Genomic DNA, 24,898 nt, shown 5'->3' on the forward strand with positions numbered 1-24,898 from the left:
CTCGCGAATGCGCTGCATCAGTCACTGCATCTTTGACTGTCACACTGCTTTCGCGGGCAAGCCCGCTCCCACATTGGATCTGCATTGGCCTGAGATCAGGCCCGGCCTATCGGCGCGAACGTGGCCTGGGGTATGTTCGACAAATCCCTCCGAACCCAGCATGCGCCCTTCCAGCCCAACGAACTGACAAAACCCCATCGAAATGTGGGAGCGGGCTTGCTCGCGAATGCGCTGCATCAGCCACTGCATCTTTGACTGTCACACCGCTTTCGTGGGCAAGCCCGCTCCCACATTGGATCAGGCCCGGCCTATCGGCGCGAACGTGGCCTGGGGTGTGTTCGACAAATCACTCCGACCCAGCATGCGCCCTTCCAGCCCAACGAACTGACAAAACCCTATCGAAATGTGGGAGCGGGCTTGCTCGCGAATGCGCTACATCAGTCACTGCATCTTTGACTGTCACACCGCTTTCGCGAGCAAGCCCGCTCCCACATTGGATCTGCACCGGCCTGAGATCAGGCCCGGCCTATCGGCGCGAACTTGGCCTGGGTGTGTTCGGCCAGCACTGCTGCGGGCAGTTCGACCTCCAACCCCCTTCTCCCTGCACTCACGTGAATCGTGGCAAATTGCTGCGCCGTCATATCGATAAAGGTGCGCAGGCGCTTTTTCTGACCCAGCGGGCTGATACCGCCGAGCAAATAACCGGTGGAGCGTTGCGCCGCAGCCGGGTCGGCCATTTCGGCTTTCTTGACCCCCGCCGCCTGGGCGAGCGCTTTCAAATCCAGACTTCCGACGACCGGCACCACCGCGACCAACAGTTCGCCCTTCTCACTGCTGGCGAGCAAGGTCTTGAACACCTGCGCCGGGTCCAAGCCCAATTTTTCCGCGGCCTCCAGGCCATAGGAGGCAGACTTCGGATCGTGCTCATAACTGTGGATGCGATGTTCGGCACGAACTTTTTTCAACAAATCCAATGCAGGCGTCATGACCTCTCCGGGCGTGGCAGACAGAGCACCAATTCTAAGCCAAGCCCGTGCGAAACGCTCTAGTGCGCGCGCTCGTGACCTATCACTTCAGAGAGCGCCTCATGATCATTCACCAGACCAATAGTTGGAAAGTGACCGACCGTTCACTTTCGACCTTTGACAGCCGTGATTCTTGTCTATATTTTTTCGTTTCCGAATACTGTAGGAATACACCTACGTGTTTCGAGCAGTAAGCCGTGGCGGAGATGGGGATCCCCACCACGGTGAAAATCGCGCATGACCCGTTGAGGTCAAACGCCAGACAAGAACAACAATTGAGGTTTTCCATGACAACTGCTCTTCAACAGCCTTCACTTTCGAGCCAATGCATGGCCGAGTTCCTGGGGACTGCGCTGCTGATCTTCTTCGGTACGGGATGTGTCGCTGCGCTCAAGGTCGCGGGTGCCAGCTTTGGCTTGTGGGAAATCAGCATCATCTGGGGGGTCGGCGTCAGCATGGCGATCTACCTGAGCGCCGGTATTTCCGGGGCCCACCTCAACCCGGCGGTCAGTATCGCCCTGTGCATCTTCGCCGATTTCGAAAAACGTAAACTGCCCTTCTACATCCTGGCCCAGATCGCCGGCGCCTTCTGCTCGGCAGCCCTGGTGTACACCCTCTACAGCAATCTGTTTTTCGATTACGAACAAACCCACCATATGGTGCGCGGCTCACAAGCCAGCCTGGAATTGGCCTCGGTGTTCTCCACCTACCCCCATGCGCTGCTGAGCACTGCCCAAGCGTTCCTGGTGGAAGTGGTCATTACCGCGATCCTGATGGGCGTGATCATGGCCCTCACCGATGACAACAACGGCCTGCCACGCGGCCCGTTGGCACCGCTGCTCATCGGCTTGCTGATTGCCGTGATTGGCAGCGCCATGGGCCCGCTGACCGGCTTTGCGATGAACCCGGCGCGGGATTTCGGGCCCAAGCTGATGACCTTTTTCGCCGGCTGGGGTGAAATGGCCTTTACCGGTGGCCGTGATATTCCTTACTTCCTGGTTCCGATTTTCGCGCCGATTGTCGGCGCATGCCTCGGTGCTGCGGCCTATCGCGGGCTGATTGCCCGTCATCTGCCGAGCGCCGCACCTGCTATAGCTGAAACACCTGACACGGCTGTCAACGGCAAGACCCGTATTTCCTGAAAGCGCCAGCCTGGGCCCCTGCCCTTCGCGGTCCAGGCTGATTTCTGACTTCCTTATTTCGTCCAAGGCAATTGACATGACCGATATCGAGAATAAGAACTACATCATTGCCCTTGATCAGGGCACCACCAGTTCGCGCGCGATCATCTTCGACCGCGACGCCAACGTGGTCTGCACCGCCCAGCGTGAATTCACTCAGCATTACCCGCAAGCCGGCTGGGTCGAACACGATCCGATGGAAATTTTCGCCACCCAGAGTGCGGTGATGGTCGAGGCCCTGGCACAAGCCGGCCTGCACCATGACCAGGTCGCCGCCATCGGTATCACCAACCAGCGTGAAACCACCGTGGTGTGGGACAAGATCACCGGCCGGCCGATCTACAACGCCATCGTCTGGCAGTGCCGCCGCAGCACCGAGATCTGCCAGCAGCTCAAGCGCGACGGCCACGAGCAATACATCAATGACACCACTGGCCTGGTGACCGACCCGTACTTCTCCGGCACCAAGCTCAAGTGGATCCTCGACAACGTCGAAGGCAGCCGCGAGCGGGCGCGCAACGGCGAACTGCTGTTCGGCACCATCGACAGCTGGCTGATCTGGAAATTTACCGGCGGCAAAACCCACGTCACCGACTACACCAACGCCTCGCGCACCATGCTCTTCAACATCCACACCCTGGAGTGGGATGCGAAGATGCTGGAGATTCTCGACGTGCCGCGCGAAATGCTGCCGGAGGTGAAATCCTCCTCGGAAATCTACGGCCGCACCAAAAGCGGCATCGCCATCGGTGGTATCGCCGGTGACCAGCAGGCTGCGTTGTTCGGCCAGATGTGCGTCGAAGCCGGGCAGGCCAAGAATACCTATGGCACCGGCTGCTTCCTGCTGATGAACACCGGCGACAAGGCGGTGAAGTCCAAGCATGGCATGCTCACCACCATCGCCTGCGGCCCGCGTGGCGAAGTGGCTTACGCCCTCGAAGGCGCGGTGTTCAACGGCGGCTCCACCGTGCAATGGCTGCGTGATGAGCTGAAGATCATCGCCGACGCCACCGACACCGAATACTTCGCCGGCAAGGTCAAAGACAGCAACGGCGTGTACCTGGTCCCGGCGTTCACTGGCCTGGGCGCTCCGTACTGGGACCCGTATGCCCGTGGCGCGCTGTTCGGCCTGACCCGCGGCGTACGCGTGGATCACATTATTCGTGCAGCCCTGGAGTCGATTGCCTACCAGACCCGCGACGTACTGGACGCCATGCAGCAAGACTCCGGCGAACGCCTCAAGGCCCTGCGCGTGGACGGCGGCGCGGTCGCCAACAACTTCCTGATGCAGTTCCAGGCCGACATCCTCGGCACCCAGGTCGAGCGCCCGCAAATGCGCGAGACCACGGCGCTTGGCGCGGCGTATCTGGCCGGCCTGGCCTGCGGGTTCTGGGGCAGTCTTGACGAACTGCGCGGCAAGGCCGTGATCGAGCGCGAATTCGAACCGCAACTGGACGAAGTCGCCAAAGAGAAGCTGTATGCCGGCTGGCAGAAAGCAGTCAGCCGCACCCGCGACTGGGAACCCCACGAAGGCGCTGAATAAGCCAAGCGCCGGACGGCGATAGGGTTGTAACTGGCAGGGAGCGGATTCCTGCGTCATCATGGGCCACTTTTGTATGGCAGCCCAAAGGACGCCCCATGAATCTGCCTCCCCGCCAGCAACAAATCCTCGAACTGGTCCGCGAACGCGGCTACGTCAGTATCGAGGAAATGGCGCAGCTGTTCGTTGTCACCCCGCAAACCATCCGCCGCGATATCAACCAGCTGGCGGACGCCAATCTGTTGCGCCGCTACCATGGCGGCGCAGCCTATGACTCCAGCGTCGAAAACACCGCGTACGCCATGCGTGCCGACCAGATGCGCGACGAGAAACAGCGCATCGGCGAAGCCATCGCGGCGCAAATCCCCGATCATGCCTCGCTGTTCATCAATATCGGCACCACCACCGAATCCATCGCCCGCGCGTTACTCAACCACAATCACCTGAAAATCATCACCAACAACCTCAACGTCGCCACCATGCTCAGCGCCAAGGACGACTTCGACGTGCTATTGACCGGCGGCAACGTGCGCCGTGACGGCGGTGTGGTAGGCCAGGCCAGTGTGGATTTCATCAACCAGTTCAAGGTCGACTTTGCCCTGGTGGGTATCAGCGGCATCGACGAAGACGGCAGCCTGCTCGACTTCGACTATCAGGAAGTACGGGTTTCCCAGGCGATCATCGCCAATGCGCGCCAAGTGATCCTGGCGGCGGACTCAAGCAAATTCGGGCGCAATGCCATGATTCGGCTGGGGCCGATCAGCCTGGTGGACTGCCTGGTAACCGACCAGCAGCCGGTGCCCGCGCTGGTGCAGCTGTTGAATCAGCATAAGGTTCGCCTCGAAGTCGTGTGACGCTTCGATCTCTGTGGCGCCTGCACCGACGCCTTCGCGAGCAAGCCCGCTCCCACATTTGACTGCGTAAGGCCTGGCGAAATGCGATCACCTGTGGGAGCCCGGCTTGCCGGCGATAGCGCCCTTGAGATCGCCTTCGCCGGCAAACCAGGCTTCCACAGGTTTATGTTCGCAAATTTTCCTTTTCCCGCCCTTCGATGAGTTTTTTCAATCGAAGTCGGGTGGCTGTGCGCGCGTTTATCAGCTACCATTTTCGCAAATGAACATTAATGTTCGAATTCCAATACGAAAAGATCGCGAGGCCAGCCGATGAACCCTTCTACCTTGCCTGCTGCACCGCTTGCCGAAGTCTATGACGTCGCCGTGATCGGCGGCGGGATCAATGGCGTCGGCATTGCAGCAGACGCAGCCGGGCGCGGTTTGTCGGTATTCCTTTGCGAAAAGGACGACCTCGCCAGCCACACCTCCTCCGCCAGCAGCAAGCTGATCCACGGCGGCCTGCGCTACCTCGAACATTACGAATTCCGCCTGGTGCGCGAAGCCCTGGCCGAACGTGAAGTGCTGCTGGCCAAGGCCCCGCACATCGTCAAGCAAATGCGTTTTGTCCTGCCGCACCGACCGCACCTGCGTCCGGCCTGGATGATCCGCGCGGGCCTGTTCCTCTATGACCACCTGGGCAAGCGCGAGAAGCTGGCCGGTTCCAAAAGCCTCAAGTTCGGCGCTGACAGCCCGCTGAAAAGCGAAATCACCAAAGGCTTCGAATATTCCGACTGCTGGGTCGACGACGCCCGCCTGGTGGTGCTCAACGCCATGGCCGCGCGTGAAAAAGGCGCGCATATCCACACCCAGACGCGCTGCGTCAGCGCGCACCGCAGCAACGGCATGTGGGAAATGAACATGGAGCGCGCCGACGGCAGCCTGTTCTCGATCCGCGCCCGCGCCCTGGTGAACGCGGCCGGCCCGTGGGTTGCCAAGTTCATCAAGGAAGACTTGAAGCTGGACTCGCCCTACGGCATCCGCCTGATCCAGGGCAGCCACTTGATCGTGCCGAAACTGTACGAAGGCGCCCACGCGCACATCCTGCAGAACGAAGACCAGCGCATTGTCTTCACCATTCCGTACCTGAATCACCTGACCATCATCGGCACCACCGACCGCGAATACACCGGCGACCCGGCGAAAGTGGCGATCACCGAAGGCGAAACCGACTACATGCTCAAGGTGGTCAACGCGCACTTCAAGAAGCAACTGAGCCGCGACGACATCGTCCACACCTACTCCGGTGTGCGCCCGCTGTGCAACGACGAGTCGGATAACCCGTCGGCGATCACCCGTGACTACACCCTGTCGCTGTCCGGCGGCACGGGCGAAGCACCGATCCTGTCGGTGTTCGGTGGCAAGCTGACCACCTACCGCAAACTTGCCGAGTCGGCGATGGCGCAATTGGCGCCGTACTTCACGCAGATGCGCCCGAGCTGGACCGCCACCGCGAGCCTGCCCGGCGGCGAGCACATGACCACGCCGGAAGCTCTGGCCGAGGCCATTCGCGCGAAGTTCGACTGGGTGCCAAGCGAGATAGCGCGCCGCTGGTCCACCACTTATGGCAGCCGGACCTGGCGCTTGCTCGAAGGCGTGCAATCGCTGGCCGACCTTGGTGACCACCTGGGTGGCGGCCTGTACACCCGCGAAGTGGATTATCTGTGCGCTGAAGAATGGGTGACCCAACCTCAGGACGTGCTGTGGCGGCGCACCAAGCTGGGCCTGTTCACCACCGCGCAGGAACAGGACAACGTGCAACGTTACCTGTCCAAGGTCGAGCAGAACCGCAAGATCGAAGCGGCCTGATCAACCGCTCGTAAAAAAGCCCCTGTGCCGAAAGGTCCAGGGGCTTTTTCATGCCTGGAGGGCCTGGCGCTGGTAACGCAGCCCCATGTCCCGAACACCGGGCAAGGCCGACCCGAGCAGCACCGGGTAAGCCGCCAGCAGGAAGCCCGGCGTGGCGCCCACCAGCGCGCGCTCAAGCCAGACACAGGCCTGCGCCTCGTCGCCGGCTTCTGCCAACTCCGCCGCGTGGTTGTATTGCCCACGGAAATCACCGGCCTCGGCCGCGCGCCGGTACCACTGGCGTGCCAGCGGCACATCCCTGGGTACCACGACGCCCTCATGGTGGAAACGCCCGAGCAGGTTCATCGACTTGGCGTGCCCTTGGGCAGCCGCCTGCTGGAACAATTGGAACGCCGCGGCGAGGTCTTGCTCGACGCCGCGGCCACGGGTCAGCAACTGACCGAAGTTGTACAGCCCCCAATCCAGGCCCAGATCGGCCGCCTGCCGGTAATGCCGTGCGGCCTGTTCCAGGTTGATCGCGTCGCCCCAGCCATGCTCCAGGCAACGGCCGATCATATTGATTGCCATCGGATGCCCCTGGCGCGCAGCGATCCGAAACCAACTCAGCGCCAAGGCCGGGTCCAGTTGGATGCCACGCCCCTCCAGCAGCAACTGGCCCAAGGTGGCCTGCGCGTCGGCATCCCCCAATTGTGCGGCGTGCATCACCCACCGTGCGTAGGCCCGGGGGTTACCGGCCAAATCAGAAGGCTCGGTGCTGTGCATTTGCGTCTCCCCACGGTGGATAAAACTTACAAAACTTTCATGAAACATTACGTAACAATCTATTACATTTGAGATTGGTTATCAAACACGACCACCTCTCAATCCTACTAACAAGAGACCATTCAATGACGACCGGCACCCGTTCCGCTCCCCTCTCCACGCGGCATTTGCTCGCATCGGCAGTGGGTTTGGCAGTGGCTGCGCAGGGAGGCTTCAGTTATGCGGGGGATGCCGCACCAGACGACAACACCGGGCCGATCCAGCTCGGCGCGACCAGCATCGAAGGCCAGGCGCAAAGTGCCTACAACCCGGTGGCACCGTCTTCACCCAAGTACACCGAAGCGCTGCGCGACACGCCGCAGACCATCACGGTGGTGCCCAAGGAAGTCATTCACGATCAAAACCTGCTGACCCTGCGCGACGTGCTCAGCACCGTGCCGGGCATCACATTCGGTGCCGGTGAAGGCGGCAGCGGCTATGGCGACAGCATCAACCTGCGCGGCTTTTCCGCCAGCGGCGATATCTACGTGGACGGCGTGCGCGACAGTGCGCAATACAGCCGCACCGACCCGTTCAACCTGGAGCAAGTCGAAGTCGTCAGCGGCGCCAGCTCGGTGTACTCGGGTTCGGGCGCTGTCGGCGGCACCATCAACCTGGTCACCAAGGCCCCGGAACTGCGCGACAAAACCACGATCAGCGCCGGCATCGGCACAGACAGCTACAAGCGCCTCACCCTGGACAGCAACCAGACACTTAATGACACGACGGCATTCCGCTTGAACCTGATGGCCCATGGTAACGACGTGCCTGGCCGCGATTATGAAGATTACTCGCGTTGGGGCATTGCCCCCTCGATCGCCTTCGGCCTGGGCACGCCGACGCGCGTGACCGTCAGTTATGAACATCAGAAAGATGACAACACGCCGCAATACGGCATCCCCATCTACAACGGCAAGCCGATGCCGGGCGTGGGCTGGAGCGACTATTACGGTTACCACAACATCAACGACCAGAACATCACCTCGGACGCGTTCAGCCTCAAGCTCGAACATGACTTCAACGATGCCGTGTCGGTCCGCAACTTCACCCGCGTCGAGCGCGTACGCCAGGAGCTGCGCGCCTCCGGCCCCGAAGGTGCGCAGGCCGGTTGCCTGGCCAGCGGCACCCAGATTACCGGTGCCCCCTGCCCCGCAGGCCTGAGCCCGGGCTTTTTCCAGCCAGCCGGTGGCTCATTGGGTAACGAGCGCAACACCCAGAACAAAATGTTCACCAACCAGACTGACGTGACCAGCCACTTCAGCACCGGCTTCATCGACCACACGCTGGTGACCGGCATCGCCATCAGCCGCGAGGAATACCAGGCCGATACCGGCAAGTGGCTGACGAACAGCAACGGCAGCACGATCGTGCCACCGCCGGTCAGCTACAGCGATCCGAATTCCGACTGGACAGGCCCGGTCAACTTCACCCGCGCGGCCCACGTCGACGGAGCACTGAACAACCGCGCCGCCTATGCCTTCGATACGCTCAAGCTCAACCCGCAATGGGAAATCAATGGCGGCCTGCGTTACGAGCACAACGCCGGCAGTTCGGTGAGCAACGCCTATTCCAGCACCGGCGTGGAAACGCCAGGCGTGCGCTACGGCCAGGCAGACGACCTGACGTCCTACCGCCTGGCGCTGGTCTACAAGCCGGTGGAAAACGGCAGCTTCTATGTCGCCTATGGCAACAGCAAGACGCCGTCGCAAGCCAGCGTCAACGGTGGCTGCTACACCCCGGCCAAGACTTCAAGCACGGCGACCAACAACTGCAACGTCGCCCCGGAAACCGCCGTCAGTTATGAAATCGGCACCAAGTGGGACTTCCTCGACAATGCCTTGTCGGTCACCGGCGCGATCTTTCGCAATGACCGCACCAACTACAAAGTCGCCGATAACGACCCGAGCAACCTGAGTGGCACGCAAACCCTCGACGGCAAGGCGCGTGCCGATGGCGTGGCACTCGGCCTGAGCGGCGCGCTGACGGATCGCTGGAAAGTCTTCGCCAACTACACCTACCTCAACACCCGTGTACTGCGCAGCGCCAGCGACTACACCCTGGCAACCACCGGTATCGATGTGCAGAAAGGTGAACCGCTGACCTTCACCCCCAAGCATGCGGCCAGCCTCTGGACGGTGTACGACCTGCCATACGACTTCCAGGTGGGTTACGGCATCACGGCGCAGACCAAGCAGTACCTGGTCAGCGCCGCCGGGGCACCGACTGCGCCTGGCTATGCGGTGCAGCGTGCGATGCTGGGTTACAAGGTCAACAAGCAGCTCAACCTGCAGTTGAACGTCAACAACCTGTTCGACAAGGAGTACCTGACCCGCATCCGCAACAACGGTTGGGCGGTGCCTGGCGATGGGCGTGCGGCGGTGGTCTCGGCCGACTACACCTTCTGACAGCAGAACCTGCCGTCGATAGCCCTGTGAGGGCTGGCGCGCCTGCGATGCAGACACTGGGCAGATCAATAAGCCCGGTCGATGCCCTCGCAGGCGTGCTCGTTCCTACAGAAAATACTGACCCGCTGGCATTCGGTTTTCCGAACGACATACCCCCAACCATTCGGTTTGCCGGACCAAAGCCTTGAAAATACATCGTCACACAAAGTTAATACGCTTATAAATCAGCCGCTTAGCCTTTTAATTCGGGTATGGCACGACTCATGCTCTACACTTCCTGACGATTACCTGGGACGCCTTAGGAGCCGTCACGGGCATTCGCTGTACAAGAGAGCCGTTTAGCCGGCTTCATAAAAAAAACAAATGTCGAGGAAGTATTGATGCGCATCGTTCCCCATATCTTGGGCGCAGCTATCGCTGCTGCTCTGATCAGCACTCCAGTTTTCGCCGCCGAACTCACCGGCACACTGAAGAAAATCAACGACTCCGGCACCATCACTCTCGCTCACCGCGACAGCTCCATTCCGTTTTCCTACATCGCGGATGGTTCGGGCAAACCAGTGGGCTACTCCCACGACATTCAGCTGGCCATCGTTGAAGCCCTGAAAAAAGACCTGAACAAACCCGACCTGAAGACCAAGTACAACCTGGTCACCTCGCAAACCCGTATCCCGCTGATCCAGAACGGCACCGCGGATATCGAGTGCGGCTCCACCACCAATAACGCCGAACGCGCCCAGCAAGTCGACTTCACCGTCAACATCTTCGAAATCGGCACCCGCCTGCTGGTCAAGAAAGACAAGGATGGCAAGCCGTCCTACAGCGATTTTGCCGACCTGAAAGGCAAAAACGTCGTGACCACCGCCGGCACCACGTCCGAGCGCATCATCAAGGCGATGAACGCCGACAAGCAGATGGGCATGAACGTCATCTCCGCCAAAGACCACGGCGAGTCCTTCCAGATGCTGGAAAGCGGCCGCGCCGTTGCCTTCATGATGGACGACGCCCTGCTGGCCGGCGAAGAAGCCAAGGCCAAGAAGCCGGATGACTGGGTCATCACCGGTACTCCACAGTCGTTTGAAGCCTACGCGTGCATGGTTCGTAAAGACGATCCAGCGTTCAAGAAGGCTGTCGATGACGCCATCACCGGCCTGTACAAATCCGGCGAAATCAACAAGATCTACAGCAAGTGGTTCGAGAGCCCGATTCCACCAAAAGGCCTGAACCTGAACTTCCCGATGAGCGACAAGGTTAAGGATCTGATCGCTAACCCAAGCGACAAGCCAGCGCCTGACGTAAAAATCTGATTTCTGACTAACCTTATCTCCTGAGGGAGCAAACCTCCCTCAGGCGTCTGTTACTACCTGCTGGCTTTATTTTGGAACACTCGACCTGGCGGTTTTCGAGCCGATCGTGTGTGCCTGGCGTTCAACGTCAGGTGGGAAAGGATCTTCCCCAAGCGGGTGCTTGTACATCGATCGATCTCGAGGGGAGACCCTAATGAATTACAACTGGGACTGGGGCGTGTTCTTCAAGTCCACTGGCGTTGGCAGCGAGACTTATCTCGACTGGTACATCGCCGGCCTGGGCTGGACCATCGCCATCGCTGTCGTGGCATGGATTATCGCCTTGTTGCTGGGCTCCGTTCTGGGGGTCATGCGCACCGTGCCAAACCGCATCGTATCGGGCATCGCGACCTGCTACGTGGAACTGTTTCGTAACGTACCGCTGCTGGTCCAGCTGTTCATCTGGTATTTCCTGATACCCGACCTGCTGCCGCAGAACCTGCAAGACTGGTACAAACAAGACCTGAACCCGACCACCTCGGCCTACCTGAGCGTTGTCGTGTGCCTGGGCCTGTTCACCGCCGCCCGGGTGTGCGAGCAAGTGCGCACCGGTATCCAGGCGCTGCCACGTGGCCAGGAATCCGCCGCGCGCGCCATGGGCTTCAAGCTGCCGCAGATCTACTGGAACGTGCTGCTGCCCCAGGCCTACCGCATCATTATTCCGCCGCTTACCTCGGAATTCCTCAACGTGTTCAAGAACTCCTCCGTGGCGTCCTTGATCGGCTTGATGGAACTGCTGGCGCAAACCAAACAGACCGCCGAGTTCTCGGCCAACCTGTTTGAAGCCTTCACCCTGGCCACGCTGATCTACTTCACCCTGAACATGAGCCTGATGCTGCTCATGCGCCTGGTCGAGAAGAAAGTCGCGGTGCCCGGCCTGATCTCCGTGGGGGGTAAATAATGGACTTCGATTTCAGCGGCATCATCCCCGCCATCCCGGGCCTGTGGAACGGCATGGTCATGACCCTGCAGTTGATGGTCATGGGCGTGGTCGGCGGCATCGTCCTGGGTACGATCCTCGCGCTGATGCGCCTGTCGTCCAGCAAACTGCTGTCGCGCCTGGCCGGCGCCTATGTGAACTACTTCCGTTCGATCCCGCTGCTGCTGGTGATCACCTGGTTCTACCTGGCGGTGCCGTTCGTGCTGCGCTGGATCACCGGCGAAGACACCCCGATCGGCGCATTCACCTCCTGTGTCGTGGCCTTCATGATGTTCGAAGCCGCGTACTTCTGTGAGATCGTGCGGGCCGGCGTGCAGTCGATCCCCAAGGGCCAGATGGCGGCAGCACAGGCGATGGGCATGAGCTATGGCCAGACCATGCGCCTGATCATCCTGCCCCAGGCGTTCCGCAAGATGACCCCGCTGCTGCTGCAGCAGTCGATCATCCTGTTCCAGGACACCTCGCTGGTCTACACCGTGGGCCTGGTGGACTTCCTCAACTCCGCCCGTTCCAACGGCGACATCATTGGCCGCTCCAATGAGTTCCTGATCTTCGCCGGTGTCGTCTACTTCATCATCAGCTTTTCCGCCTCGCTGCTGGTCAAGCGTCTGCAAAAAAGGTTTGCCGTATGATCTCTATCAAGAACATCAACAAGTGGTATGGCGACTTCCAGGTGCTGACCGATTGCAGCACCGAGGTTAAAAAAGGCGAAGTGATCGTGGTGTGCGGGCCGTCGGGCTCGGGCAAATCCACCCTGATCAAGTGCGTCAACGCGCTGGAACCGTTCCAGAAGGGCGACATCGTGGTCGACGGCACCTCCATCGCCGACCCGAAGACCAACCTGCCAAAACTGCGTTCGCGCGTGGGCATGGTGTTCCAGCACTTCGAACTGTTCCCGCACCTGACCATCACCGAAAACCTGACCATCGCGCAGATCAAGGTGCTGGGCCGCAGCAAGGAAGAAGCCACCAAGAAAGGCCTGCAATTGCTCGAGCGCGTCGGCCTGTCGGCACACGCCCACAAGCACCCTGGCCAGCTTTCCGGCGGCCAGCAGCAACGTGTAGCGATTGCCCGCGCCCTGGCCATGGACCCGATCGTCATGCTGTTTGACGAACCGACCTCGGCACTGGACCCGGAAATGGTCAACGAAGTGCTCGACGTGATGGTGCAACTGGCCCACGAAGGCATGACCATGATGTGCGTGACCCACGAAATGGGCTTCGCCCGCAAAGTGGCCGACCGCGTGATCTTCATGGACGCCGGCAAGATCATCGAAGACTGCCCGAAAGAAGAGTTCTTCGGCGACATCAGCGCCCGCTCCGAACGCGCGCAGCACTTCCTTGAGAAAATCCTGCAGCACTAAGCATTACAGCGCTTCCACTGTAGAAACCGGATCTATTGTGGGAGCGGGCTTGCTCGCGAATGCGGTCTTTCAGTCACTGAAGCATCTGCTGACAGATCGCATTCGCGAGCAAGCCCGCTCCCACATTGGCCCCCGCAGGCTGGCAAGCGCTGGTTGACCCAAGGCATCTGTGATGAAATGCGACCCCAACCAATTTCGCGCCGCACCGCCATCACTTGCCGTGAAACCTCGTCTGATTCGCCAACTGTTCCTGCCGCCGTTGATCATCGCCCTGATGATCGGCCTGGGTTATATCGGCTTCTGGGTCAGTGAGCACTACGGCATCCGCACTCTCAGCGACAATGGCGAACGCCAGTTGGAGCTGCATGCGCGCACCGTCGAAAGCGAACTCAGCAAATACACCTACCTGCCCAGCCTGCTGGAGCTGGAGTCCAGCGTCTCCAAGCTGCTCGCCGACCCCAACCAGGAGACCCGGCAGACAGTCAACGATTACCTCGAAGGCCTGAACCGACGCAGTCGCAGTCGGGCCATCTACGTGATGGACACCACCGGCCGCGTGCTGGCCACCAGTAACTGGCGCGATGCCGACAGTTACCAGGGTGAAGACCTGTCCTTCCGTGCCTATTTCCAGAATGCCGTGCGCGGTCAGCCCGGGCGCTTTTATGGCATCGGCAGTACCAACGGCGAACCCGGCTACTACCTGGCCCATGGCCTGGAAGAACACGGCAAGATCATCGGCGTCGCCGTGGTCAAGGTGCGCCTCGAAGCCTTGGAAGAGCGCTGGCAGCGCGCGCGTCTCGAAGCATTTGTGAGCGACGAAAACGGCATCATCATCCTCTCCAGCGACCCGGCCCGCCGCCTCAAGGCCGTGCGCCCGCTCAGCGATGACACCAAGGAACGCCTGGCCCACAGCCTGCAATATTACTGGGCGACGCTGAACGAGCTGGAGCCCTTGGCCCGCGAGCGTATCAACGAAGGCACCGAGAAACTGACCTTCCCCGCCAACAGCGAAGTGGTGAACGACGAGCACGAGGTCAGCTACCTCGCGCAAACCCGTCCGCTCAACGACACGCCGTGGAATTTCACCCTGCTCACCCCACTCAACGACCTGCGCCGCGCGGCGATCAACCAGGGCATCCTGGTGGCCGTGGCCTTTGGCCTGGTGGCCTTCCTGCTGATTGCCTGGAACGAGCGGCGCAAGGTCATCGCCACTCGCCTGGCCGCGCGCGAAGCGCTGCAGGAAGCCAACAGCCAGCTGGAACGCCGGATTGCCGAGCGCACCGCCGACTTGCGCGCCAGCAATGAACGGCTCAAGAGCCAGATCCGCGAACGCCGCCAGGCCGAAGAGACCCTGCGCCGCGCCCAGGATGAACTGGTGCAGGCCGGCAAGCTCGCCGCCATCGGCCAGATGTCCACCAGCATCGCCCACGAACTGAACCAGCCGCTGGCCGCGCTGCGCACATTGTCCGGCAACACCGTGCGCTTCCTCGAACGCGGCGCGCTGGACACCGCCAGCGCCAACCTCAAGACCATCAACGAACTGATCGACCGCATGGGCCGCATTACTGCCAGCCTGCGCTCCTTTGCGCGGCGCGGCGACGACCAGGGCGAAGCCAGCCTGGGCAAGGCGGTCGACGCGGCGTTCCAGGTCATGGGCGCACGCCTGGACAACCTGTCGCTGACCCTGCACCGCGACTTCGCGCCGGCCCAGTTGCAGATCGACCAGACACGCCTGGAACAGATCCTGGTCAACCTGATCGGCAATGCCCTCGACGCCATGCAAGCGCAACCGGCCCCCGAACTGTGGCTGGAAGGCAGCGCCGCCGACGGTAAATACCGCCTGCTGGTACGTGACAACGGCCACGGCATCGACGCCGAGGCCCGCAAGCATTTATTCGAACCGTTCTTCACCACCAAGCCCGGCGAGCAAGGCCTGGGACTGGGCCTGACCCTGTCCGCCAGCCTCGCGGCGGCCACCGGCGGCAACCTCGCCGTCGAACACCCGGCCAGTGGTGGTACTGCCTTTGTCCTGTGCCTGCCGTTGGTGGGCGCTCAACATGTTGAGTCGACATGAATACAGATCCGAAAGACCTCACCGTCCTGATCGTCGAAGACGACCCGCATGTGCTGCTCGGCTGCCAGCAGGCCCTGGCGCTGGAAGATATTCCCAGCGTCGGCGTGGGCAGCGCCGAAGAGGCGTTGAAGCGCATCGGCGAGAACTTCGCCGGCATTGTCATCAGCGATATTCGCCTGCCGGGCATCGACGGCCTGGAGCTGCTCACGCGCCTCAAGGCCCTGGATAAAAGCCTGCCGGTGGTGTTGATCACCGGGCATGGCGACATCTCCATGGCGGTGGGCGCGATGCGCAACGGCGCCTATGACTTCATGGAAAAACCCTTCTCCCCCGAGCGCCTGGTCGACGTCGCCCGCCGCGCCCTGGAGCAACGTGGGCTGGCACGCGAAGTCTGGTCGCTGCGCCGCCAGTTGGCCGAGCGCGACTCGCTGGAAGGCCGCATCATCGGCCGATCACCGGCCATGCAGAACCTGCGCGAGCTGATCGCCAACGTCGCCGACACTTCGGCCAACGTGTTGATCGAAGGCGAGACCGGCACCGGCAAGGAGCTGGTGGCGCGCTGCCTGCATGATTTCAGCCGACGCCACGACCACCAGTTTGTCGCGCTGAACTGCGGCGGCCTGCCGGAGAACCTCTTCGAAAGCGAGATCTTCGGCCACGAAGCCAACGCCTTCACCGGTGCCGGCAAGCGCCGTATCGGCAAGATCGAGCACGCCCATGAAGGCACGCTGTTCCTCGATGAAGTGGAAAGCATGCCGATCAACCTGCAGATCAAATTGCTGCGAGTCCTGCAGGAGCGCACCCTCGAACGCCTGGGCTCGAACCAGAGCGTGGCCGTGGATTGCCGCGTGATCGCCGCCACCAAGTCCGACCTGGATGAACTGAGCCGCGCCAACCAGTTCCGCAGCGACCTGTATTACCGCCTCAACGTGGTAACCCTGGAGTTGCCGCCCCTGCGCGAACGCCGTGAAGACATCCTGCAACTGTTCGAGCACTTCCTGCAGCAGTCGTCCCTGCGCTTTGATCGCGCGGCACCGGAGCTGGACAACCAGACCGTCTCGAGCCTGATGAGCCATGACTGGCCCGGCAACGTGCGCGAACTGCGCAACGTCGCCGAACGCTTCGCCCTCGGCCTGCCCGCCTTCAAGAAGAGCGGCGCGAGCAGCGGCAGCCATGGCCTGGCCTTCACCGAAGCAGTGGAAGCCTTTGAACGCAACCTGCTCAACGATGCCCTGCAACGCAGCGGCGGCAACCTGACCCAGGCCAGCCAGGAATTGGGGATGGCCAAGACCACCCTGTTCGACAAGGTCAAGAAATATGGCTTGAGCCACTAAGGAGCGCGTTGTGGATCTGGTATTGAAGGCCGCCCTCGGCGCGGCGGTGGTATTGATATTGGCTGCATTGGCCAAGACCAAAAACTATTACATCGCCGGGTTGGTGCCGCTGTTTCCGACCTTTGCGCTGATCGCCCACTACATCGTCGGCAAGGGCCGTTCGCTGGACGACTTGAAGACCACGATCCTGTTCGGGATGTGGTCGATCATTCCGTACTTTGTGTACCTGGCGACGTTGTATCTGATGGTCGATCGGATGCGCCTGGAAGCATCACTCGCCGTGGCGGCGGTGGCGTGGCTGATGGCGGCGACGATATTGGTCAGCATCTGGGTGCGCATTCACGCCTGACCCAACCCGCTCCAAATGTGGGAGCTGGCTTGCCTGCGATAGCGGTCTACCCGCCAACTCAGCTAACACAGACATACCGCCATCGCAGGCAAGCCAGCTCCCACATCTGGATCGGTGGCTCAAGAAAGATCAGCGCACGATCTTGTCGACCTGGATGCCCAGCTTTTTCAGGCGGTACCAGAAGCTGCGCTCGGATATCCCGATCTTCGCCGCCGCTGCGGCCTGCACGCCGTTGCTTTCGTTCAGCGCCGCCAGAATGTAGGTTTTCTCGACTTCGGCCAGGGCCGCATCCAGGTCAGCAGGCACGCCTGGTGTGTCACCCAGCAGCGCGGTGACGCCGCCTTCGCCAGGCCGGGAAGCAAACAGGTACGCCGGCAGGTCGATATCCTCGATCACCGGCGAGGCCGCCACGATGGTCGCGCGCTCCACACAGTTTTGCAGTTCGCGAATATTCCCCGGCCAGTGATAGGCGGCCATGGCCTGCAGCGCCTCCGGGCTGAAGCCGGTGATGCGTTTACCCGCGGTAGCACTCAGGGTCTGGGCGAAGTGGCGGGCCAGCGGCACGATATCTTCGGCGCGCTCGCGCAGCGCCGGCAGCGGAATCGGGAAGACATTGAGGCGGTAATACAGGTCTTCGCGAAACTCTTTATTGGCCACCGCATCGAGGAGGTTCTTGTTGGTGGCGGCAATCACCCGCACGTCCACCTTGCGCTCGCGCGGGTCGCCCACCGGTTCGATCACCCGCTCCTGCAACGCCCGCAGAATCTTGGCCTGCAGCGCCAGCGGCATGTCGCCCACTTCATCGAGAAACAGCGTGCCCTTGTCGGCCTGCTGGAAGCGTCCGACCCGGTCAGTCACGGCGCCAGTAAAGGCGCCCTTGCGATGACCGAACATCTCGCTTTCCAGCAAGCCCTCGGGAATGGCGGCGCAGTTGACCGCCACGAACGGTTTGTCGGCGCGGCTACCGTGCTTGTGGATGGCGCGGGCGACCATTTCCTTGCCAGTGCCGCTTTCACCGGTCAGCAGCACGGTAGCAGCGCTGTCGCGCACCGAATCCACCGCCTGCAGCACTTTGCGAAACGCCGGGCTGTCGCCGACCAGGCTGTCGAATTGCGCGTGCTCGTCCAGCTCGGCGCGCATGCGCGCGTTGTCGCGCATGATCTCGCGAAACTGCAGGGCCTTGGCCACGGTGATGTCCAGCTCGTCGATATCGAACGGCTTGGCGATGTAGTCATAGGCGCCGTTGCGCATCGACTGCACGGCGTTTTTCACCGTGCTGTAGGCGGTCATCACAATCACCGGCACCTGGGGGTAGCGCACCTTGATCTCCGCCAACAGGGCCGGCCCGTCCATGCCCGGCATGCGCCAGTCGCTGATCACCAGGTCGATGTCTTCCTGCTCCAGCACCTTGAGCGCGTGCAGGCCATTACCGGCAATGAACACCTGCACGTGGTTCTGGCCCAGGGCCGAGGCCAGCAGGTCGCAGAGCTTGGGTTCGTCGTCGACTACCAGAATGTTATGCGTCATGACTGTCCTCGTCGTCTTCGCCAATCGCCGGAATGTACAGGCTGAAGGTGGCGCCGGCATCTTTCTCACTGGTGCATTCGATGCTGCCGTCGTGACTTTCCATGATCGAATAGACTTTTGCCAGGCCCAGGCCAGTGCCCGAGGCCTTGGTGGTGACAAACGGCGTGAAGATGCGCTCGATCATCTCCGCCGGGATCCCCTGGCCGGTGTCGCCGATGCTGATCAGGGTATTGTCGCCGACGCTGCGAATGCCCAGGGTCAGGCGGCCGCCTTCGGGCATGGCATCGATGGCGTTGAGAATCAGGTTGAGGCAGGCCTGCTTGAGCTGCTTGGCGTCCGCGTAGATCGTCGCCCCCGGCGCCTGGTCGTCGATCTGTGCATCAATGTTATGCGTGGCCAGTTCCGGCGAGCAGAAGCCCAGGATCTCCTCCACCAGCGGCCGGGCCGGCTGCAGTACACGCAGTGGCGGGTTGGGCTTGGCGAAGTCGAGGAACTCGGTGATCAGGTCGTTGATGCGGCTGACTTCGCTGATCACGTATTCCAGGTGGCGCTTATCGGATTCTGCCAGGTCGGCGCGGCGGTGCAGCAACTGGGTAGCGGTCTTGATGATACCCAGCGGGTTGCGGATCTCGTGGGCCAGGCCCATGGCGACTTCACCCAGGGCGTGCAGGCGATCACGGCGGCGCAACTGGGCCTCGAGGTGATGCAACTCGCCGAGGCGTTCGGTCATGTGGTTGAAGGTGCTGCTCAACTGCGCCAGTTCGTCGCCACCGCTGACCAGCACCCGGTGCTCGTAGTTGCCCGAAATCACCGCGTCCACGCCCTGGGACAAATCCCGCAGCGGCTTGGTCAGGCGCCGCGACACCAACACCCCGGCCGCCAGCGACAGCGCCGAGCTGAGCAGGAAAATCAGCACGAACAGGTTGCTCTGGTTCACCAGCCCGACCAGGCTGGTGTGGCGCAGCAGGCCGCTGAAGATCACGCCTTGCAGGTCGCCGGCATCGTTGAAGATCGGCCAGTACAGACCGCTGTAGTTATTGGTGAACTGCTCGCTGGGCTGCTTGGTGCTGCGCATCGCGGCTTCGACATTTTTCGGGATGCGCGAAGGGTGATCCTCGAAACGCTGGGTCGAGAAGATCTCCGAGAAACCGTCGGGGTTGGCCAGGTACAAGCGCAAATCCAGCGAATGCACATCGGCCACGCTGGTCAGGAAGCTGCTGTCCAGGTAAGTGGCCACGAGCAGCAGGTAGTCGACACCCTCCTGGGTGGTTTCGAAGGTCGACACCACCAGGCCGGTGCTCACCCCCGCCACCTTGACCGTCTGCAGCACCGCGTTGCTGGTCAGGTCGATCTGTTTGACGACGTCGTCGGCCGCCGTGCTGAACACCACTTTGTGGTCACTGACGCGAATCAGCGCGACCACGTCGATGTCGGTGGCATCGGCGATGTCGGCGGTGAGCCGGTCGTGCTTGGCCGCCTGCTTGTTCGACGGCGGGCTGGTGTAGCGCAGGAACAGCTTGGCCATGCGCGCGTTGTCATGAAGGATGTCGCCGATTTCGTCCTTGACGATCTTGGTCGACTCCTGCAGCCAGATCCGCACGTTGCTGTCGAAAATCTGCGACAGCGTGGTCGCCGCCAGTTCGGCCGCGATCATGGTGGGAATGACGCTGACCAGCCAAAACGCCAGCACCAGCTTGCGCTGGACGCTCCAGCGCGAAATGGCAAAGGGGCGGGCTTTCTGGCGGGTCTTGGTGATCATCAGGTTTCGCTTATCGCAGCAGCCATGGCAGGGTCGGAACGATCCGGTCGGAGGTACATCTTCACAAGTTTGAGCAGGCCGTTGACCAGCCGATTACGGTGACGGAAAAACAGGTTGTTGCCGCGGAATTCGCACCCCAGGCGCAGCTTACTGGCATAGCCCTCCTGGCCGCATTCATACACGGGGATATTGTGCTGAATACAATAGTCGACATTGGTCAGCCAACACCTGAAGTACAGGTTGTACTCACGGCTGAACTCACGGTCATGCCCGAAAAACTTGTCGACCAAGCGGTGCTGATCCACCAGCATCAGGTTGAACGCCACCAGGCGCTCGTCCACCCAATAAAGTGCACAGACCGCGCGTTTTTCAAGCCGTTCAAGGATACCGGTGAAGTAACTTGCCGGCAGGCGTTCGAACTGTAAATCCGCGCGGCTGAGCGTGTCTTCATACAAGCGCATCACCTGCGGCAACACGTCGTCTATGTTGTGCCGCCATTCCACCCGTGGCCCCGGCGCACGCAGTTTACGGCGCAGGTCCTTGCGGGTCGATTTGCACAGCGAACCCAGGTAGGCGTCCACCGAACCGTAAGGCACCGTCAGCCAGCCGCTGGGCAGGCTCGGCATGCTCTGAAACCCGGCAACTCGGCAACTGGCGGCCCACTGCGTATCGTGGGTGGGCACATCCTTGACCGCCACCAGGCCGATGCCGAATGCGTTGGCATCCTGGCGCGCGGCCTTGAGTACGTGCGTGATCATCAGCGGGCGCCGCGCCTCGGGCACGCTACTGGCGATGCCCGCATCACAGCGCTCGGCCACCGGAGAGCCGATGGCATACAACGGCAACTGTAAAACACCCGGCCACAGTCGCTCCAGGCGCTCGGTAAAGCGCTTGCCGGTGCCCGACACCGTGGTGTCGAGTCGATACTGCGTGATGAACGCGGGCGCAACCGCCACCAGCGACCCGCTGTCGTAGACCGCCAGGTAACGCCATTTGAAATCATCAATGGCCGCGTTTTCCACGGCCACGTAAAAGTCCCAATCCTCCAGGGCACCGGGAAAACAGTCGTTCCAGGCACTGCGCTGGATGGCCCGGATGGTCGAGAAGGCTTGGGCGGTGATCACGGATTTCCCTTTTTCTATTTCTTGAGCGAGCCGGCCTGTGGTCATGATCGGGCGTGGTGTGGCAGCAATCCTCTTGTGGCAACCGCTCTATTGTGGCGAGCGGGCTTGCCCCGCGTTGGGCGGCGAAGCCGCCCCAAACCCAGCCACCCCAGTCCTAACGGGAAGCATGCAGTGTCAGCGAGGGGGCGGCTTCGCCGCCCAACGCGGGGCAAGCCCGCTCGCCACGAGGAGCAGGTTCAGCCTGGAAAACAGGTTCAGCATAAGCAGCAGGTTCAGCCTGGAAAACAGACCCAGCATGGGAAGCTGCCTCACCCTGGAAAACAGGTTCAGCATGAGCAGCAGGTTCAGCCTGCAAACCAGCTCCAGCATGCGAAGCTGCCTCACCCTGGAACACAGCTTCAGCCGCAGAAGCTCGTTGCCCCTGTGAAACCCGCTCACCACTGATGCGCGCATGCTGCTCGACAAACTCGGCACTCAACTCGATCACCCGGCGGTATTGCAGGTCGACGGTGATCATGTGATAGCAGTTGTCCAGCAGGATCTTGGTCACCGGCCCGCCGAGGTGGCGTTCCACGTAATCGGCGTTCCAGCGACTGGTGATGTCGTCCTCGATGGAGTGCAGCACCAGCGCCGGTACCTTGACCTCGGGCATGCGTTTCTTGACCACGGCGTTCATCCGATGCAACTCGCGCACCGTGATGCCTTCCATGGTCAGCAAGCCGGCTTCGCTGCTCTCCCCTTCCTTCATCTGGCGCTCGACGATCGCCCGCAGGCGTTCGTTCTTGATGCCATACGGCGGCTTCTCTTCGAAGCGGCAGATGTGCACGCCGAACGGAATCTTCATCAGCAATGGCGTCAGAAACGCCAGCTTGTGAATGCTCCAGCCGTCGTACTTCAAGGTGGTGGAATACATCAACAGCCCGGCGACTTGCCCGGGGTGCTCGGCAGCCACGTACATCGACATCACCGCGCCCATGGACAAGCCACCGACAAAGACTTGCGCGTGGCGTTGCTTGACCTGGACGAAGGTCTTGCGCACGCCTTCGTACCAGTCCAGCCAGCCGGTGGCCTGCAGGTCGCTGTTATCGCCGCAGTGCCCGGCCAGGGTGGGCACGTAGACCGTGCAGTTACCCGCCTTGGCCAGGCCCTTGGCGACCTGGCGCAATTCCGTCGGGGTGCCGGTCAGGCCGTGGATCAACAGGATCCCGACCGGACCTTCACCGAGAACGAAGCCGGCATCACCTTCACCGAGGTCGATCCCGAGGCTGTTCACCGTTTGGTCGCCCGCACCAGCAGTTGCTCGAGGAGCTTGAGGCCCAGGTCGATTTCCGGGTAGCTGATTTCCAGCGACGGTGCCAGGGTGATTACGTTTTTGTAGTAGCCGCCCACGTCGAGGATCAGCCCGAGTTTCTGGCCATCAACGACCATGTCGCCTTTCATGCCTTCCTCGACCATGTAGTCCAGGGTCGCCTTGTCCGGGGTGAAGCCATCCGGGCCGCAGATTTCGCAGCGCAGGGCCAGGCCCAGGCCGTCGACGTCGCCGATGATCGGGAACCGTTTCTGCAGGTCCTGCAGGCCTTCCAGGAAGTATTTGCCCTTGGCCATGACCATCGCGCCGTAGTCGACTTCGTTGGTCATCTTGAACATTTCCAGGCCGACCGCCGTACCCAGTGGATTGGAGGCGAAGGTGGAGTGGGTCGAACCTGGCGGGAAGATCTTCGGGTTGATCAACTCTTCACGGGCCCAGATGCCGCCCAGTGGGTTGAGGCCGTTGGTCAGCGCCTTGCCGAACACGATCACGTCCGGTTGCACGTCGAAGTGCTCGATCGACCACAGCTTGCCGGTACGGTAGAAGCCCATCTGGATTTCGTCGGACACCATCAGGATGCCGTGCTGGTCGAGCACCTGCTTGAGTTCGCGGTAGAAGTTCATCGGCGGGATCACGTAACCGCCGGTGCCCTGGATCGGCTCGACGTAGAACGCGGCGTATTCACTCTGGCCGACTTTCGGGTCCCACACGCCGTTGTATTCGGTCTCGAACAGGCGGGCGAATTGCTGCACGCAGTGGCTGCCGTACTCTTCCTTGGTCATGCCTTTAGGGCCGCGGAAGTGGTACGGAAACGGGATGAACTGCGCACGCTCGCCGAAGTGGCCGTAGCGGCGACGGTAGCGGTAGCTGGAAGTGATCGACGACGCACCGAGGGTACGGCCGTGGTAGCCGCCTTCGAAGGCGAACATCAGGCTCTTGCCGTTGGTGGCGTTGCGCACCACTTTCAGCGAGTCTTCGATCGACTGCGAACCGCCGACGTTGAAGTGCACGCGACCGTCGAGGCCGAATTTTTTCTTGGCATCGACCGCGATCATTTCCGACAGCTCGATCTTGCCTTTGTGCAGGTACTGGCTGGCGATTTGCGGCAGGGTATCGATCTGCTGCTTCAACGCGTTGTTCAGGCGCGGGTTGGCGTAGCCGAAGTTGACGGCCGAGTACCACATTTGCAGGTCGAGGTAGGCCTGGTCTTCGGTGTCCCACACATAGGAGCCTTCGCAACGGCTGAAAATACGCGGCGGCTCGATGTAGTGGACGGTGTCACCGTAGGAGCAATACTTGGCTTCTTTATCCAGAAGGACCTGGTCTTCGGCGGTAGCGATACGGATATCAGACATGGTGGAAGAGTTCCTGATTTTCGGTAGACAGTTCGCCAGCAAAAGCGCTGGCGTTGGCGGCGATGCCCTGCGGCAGTTGCGCCAGCAATGCAGGCACTTCGGCGAAGGTGTCGAAGCGCGCGTGAGGAATGTTGTTGGCCACGCAGTAGTCGGCGAGGCTGCCTTTGGCGAACACGAAATCGGCGGTGGAGGCCACGCACATGTCGGACTTGCCGTCGCCGATCACCAGCACGCGCTTGTTGCGCGGGGTGGACTTGCACTTGCAGTTGCCGGAAGCGGCACGGCAGGCATCGCTGGCATACGGGAAGTCGATGCGCCAGCTGTTCTGGTCGACCTGGCGCAGGCGGTTGGCGAGGATCGGCAGCAAGGTCACGTAGTTGCGCGACAGAATGCGCGCGATGCCTTGTTCGATGCCGTCGCTGACCACTTCGATGGTCGCACCCAGGCCCATGACGTGATCGACGAAATCCGGGAAGTCCGGATCGATCTCGACACTGTCGAAGTACGCCAGCAGTTCAGTCGGGGTCGCCTTGATCAGTGCCAGTTGGCGGCTCAGGCATTCGCGGGAACCGATATGCCCATCCAGCCATTCCTGTTCGATGGTTTCCCACTCGGGGCCGGCGAAGCGTTGGAGGACGTTGTCGATGACATCGGTGGGGGTGATGGTCCCGTCGAAGTCACACACGATATGCCAGTGGATCATTGCCTTTCCTTGAGTTGGAGGGCTTGAAGAAGAGCGCTCTGTGCGCTTGCCACTGGAGTAGAGC

At 61.4% G+C, this 24,898-nt stretch carries 19 protein-coding genes and 1 pseudogene; 12 read left to right on the plus strand and 8 right to left on the minus strand.

All coding sequences use genetic code 11. From position 1 onward, the window contains the following. Positions 1-515 precede the first annotated feature (515 nt). A complete protein-coding gene (ybaK, locus tag AC07SI_RS00535; RefSeq protein ID WP_065906777.1) occupies positions 516-986 on the minus strand; it encodes a Cys-tRNA(Pro) deacylase in 471 nt (156 codons plus the stop codon). A 326-nt stretch (positions 987-1,312) separates the two neighbouring features. Here ybaK and AC07SI_RS00540 point away from each other — a divergent pair, with 326 nt between their 5' ends. The 4 genes from AC07SI_RS00540 (at position 1,313) to glpD (ending at position 6,445) form a co-directional block, all read left to right on the plus strand. Then, a complete protein-coding gene (locus AC07SI_RS00540) occupies positions 1,313-2,167 on the plus strand; it encodes an MIP/aquaporin family protein (protein ID WP_065906780.1) in 855 nt (284 codons plus the stop codon). A gap of 76 nt (positions 2,168-2,243) precedes the next feature. Beyond that, the gene (glpK, locus tag AC07SI_RS00545; RefSeq protein ID WP_065906783.1) at positions 2,244-3,749 is read left to right on the plus strand and encodes a glycerol kinase GlpK; all 1,506 of its coding nucleotides are present in this window, start codon (positions 2,244-2,246) and stop codon (positions 3,747-3,749) included. Positions 3,750-3,844: 95 nt separating this feature from the next. Further along, positions 3,845-4,600 carry a DeoR/GlpR family transcriptional regulator gene (locus tag AC07SI_RS00550; protein WP_010212755.1) on the plus strand — a complete coding sequence of 252 codons (756 nt, stop codon included), beginning with the start codon at positions 3,845-3,847 and terminating at the stop codon, positions 4,598-4,600. A gap of 309 nt (positions 4,601-4,909) precedes the next feature. After that, complete coding sequence (gene glpD / locus AC07SI_RS00555; protein WP_120447735.1) at positions 4,910-6,445, plus strand: glycerol-3-phosphate dehydrogenase; 1,536 nt, start codon at positions 4,910-4,912, stop codon at positions 6,443-6,445. A 48-nt stretch (positions 6,446-6,493) separates the two neighbouring features. Here the strand turns inward: glpD and AC07SI_RS00560 are convergent, their stop codons facing one another. Then, positions 6,494-7,207: a tetratricopeptide repeat protein gene (locus AC07SI_RS00560; RefSeq protein ID WP_495004905.1), complete on the minus strand. Its 714-nt coding sequence runs from the start codon at positions 7,205-7,207 to the stop codon at positions 6,494-6,496. A 125-nt stretch (positions 7,208-7,332) separates the two neighbouring features. On the opposite strand from AC07SI_RS00560, the gene AC07SI_RS00565 reads away from it, so the two are divergent. The 8 genes from AC07SI_RS00565 to AC07SI_RS00600 all read left to right on the plus strand — a co-directional run bounded on the left by AC07SI_RS00565 (position 7,333) and on the right by AC07SI_RS00600 (position 17,057). Continuing rightward, positions 7,333-9,651: a TonB-dependent receptor gene (locus tag AC07SI_RS00565; RefSeq protein ID WP_106805022.1), complete on the plus strand. Its 2,319-nt coding sequence runs from the start codon at positions 7,333-7,335 to the stop codon at positions 9,649-9,651. A 380-nt stretch (positions 9,652-10,031) separates the two neighbouring features. Further along, positions 10,032-10,958, plus strand: coding sequence for a glutamate/aspartate ABC transporter substrate-binding protein (locus tag AC07SI_RS00570; RefSeq protein ID WP_065906791.1), 927 nt, complete (start codon positions 10,032-10,034; stop codon positions 10,956-10,958). Between the two features lie 193 nt (positions 10,959-11,151). Further along, entirely contained in the window at positions 11,152-11,898 is a 747-nt protein-coding gene (locus AC07SI_RS00575) for an amino acid ABC transporter permease (protein ID WP_106805023.1), read from the plus strand. Next, the gene (locus tag AC07SI_RS00580) at positions 11,898-12,569 is read left to right on the plus strand and encodes an amino acid ABC transporter permease (protein WP_065906795.1); all 672 of its coding nucleotides are present in this window, start codon (positions 11,898-11,900) and stop codon (positions 12,567-12,569) included. Before AC07SI_RS00575 ends, AC07SI_RS00580 begins: the two co-directional genes overlap by 1 nt. After that, positions 12,566-13,300, plus strand: a complete 735-nt coding sequence (locus AC07SI_RS00585) for an amino acid ABC transporter ATP-binding protein (RefSeq protein ID WP_007916729.1) — start codon at positions 12,566-12,568, stop codon at positions 13,298-13,300. Before AC07SI_RS00580 ends, AC07SI_RS00585 begins: the two co-directional genes overlap by 4 nt. Before the next feature lie 172 nt (positions 13,301-13,472). Then, a complete protein-coding gene (gene aauS, locus AC07SI_RS00590) occupies positions 13,473-15,374 on the plus strand; it encodes a two-component sensor histidine kinase AauS (RefSeq protein ID WP_065906797.1) in 1,902 nt (633 codons plus the stop codon). Next, entirely contained in the window at positions 15,371-16,708 is a 1,338-nt protein-coding gene (aauR, locus tag AC07SI_RS00595; RefSeq protein ID WP_106805024.1) for a two-component response regulator AauR, read from the plus strand. Before aauS ends, aauR begins: the two co-directional genes overlap by 4 nt. Before the next feature lie 10 nt (positions 16,709-16,718). Beyond that, positions 16,719-17,057 (plus strand): GlpM family protein, encoded by a 339-nt coding sequence (locus AC07SI_RS00600; protein ID WP_065906802.1) that lies wholly within the window; start codon positions 16,719-16,721, stop codon positions 17,055-17,057. Between the two features lie 129 nt (positions 17,058-17,186). On the opposite strand, the gene AC07SI_RS00605 is transcribed toward AC07SI_RS00600, so the two are convergent. The 6 genes and pseudogenes from AC07SI_RS00605 to AC07SI_RS00630 form a co-directional block, all read right to left on the minus strand. Continuing rightward, a complete protein-coding gene (locus AC07SI_RS00605; RefSeq protein WP_065906804.1) occupies positions 17,187-18,584 on the minus strand; it encodes a sigma-54-dependent transcriptional regulator in 1,398 nt (465 codons plus the stop codon). Then, positions 18,574-20,343: a HAMP domain-containing sensor histidine kinase gene (locus tag AC07SI_RS00610; RefSeq protein ID WP_065906806.1), complete on the minus strand. Its 1,770-nt coding sequence runs from the start codon at positions 20,341-20,343 to the stop codon at positions 18,574-18,576. Before AC07SI_RS00610 ends, AC07SI_RS00605 begins: the two co-directional genes overlap by 11 nt. Next, positions 20,343-21,467, minus strand: a complete 1,125-nt coding sequence (locus tag AC07SI_RS00615; RefSeq protein WP_106805026.1) for a GNAT family N-acetyltransferase — start codon at positions 21,465-21,467, stop codon at positions 20,343-20,345. The genes AC07SI_RS00610 and AC07SI_RS00615 overlap by 1 nt, the downstream gene beginning before the upstream one ends. A 418-nt stretch (positions 21,468-21,885) precedes the next feature. Beyond that, positions 21,886-22,740 (minus strand): annotated as a pseudogene (locus AC07SI_RS00620) (alpha/beta hydrolase); the annotation flags it as partial. Continuing rightward, on the minus strand, positions 22,737-24,131 hold the full coding sequence (locus AC07SI_RS00625) for an aspartate aminotransferase family protein (RefSeq protein ID WP_107338926.1): 1,395 nt from the start codon (positions 24,129-24,131) through the stop codon (positions 22,737-22,739). The gene AC07SI_RS00625 and the pseudogene AC07SI_RS00620, both read right to left, overlap by 4 nt. Beyond that, complete coding sequence (locus AC07SI_RS00630) at positions 24,124-24,834, minus strand: MtnX-like HAD-IB family phosphatase (RefSeq protein WP_065906809.1); 711 nt, start codon at positions 24,832-24,834, stop codon at positions 24,124-24,126. The genes AC07SI_RS00625 and AC07SI_RS00630 overlap by 8 nt, the downstream gene beginning before the upstream one ends. Positions 24,835-24,898: the final 64 nt, after the last annotated feature.

The sequence above is a fragment of the Pseudomonas sp. GW821-FHT05D12 genome (genome assembly GCF_059419825.1).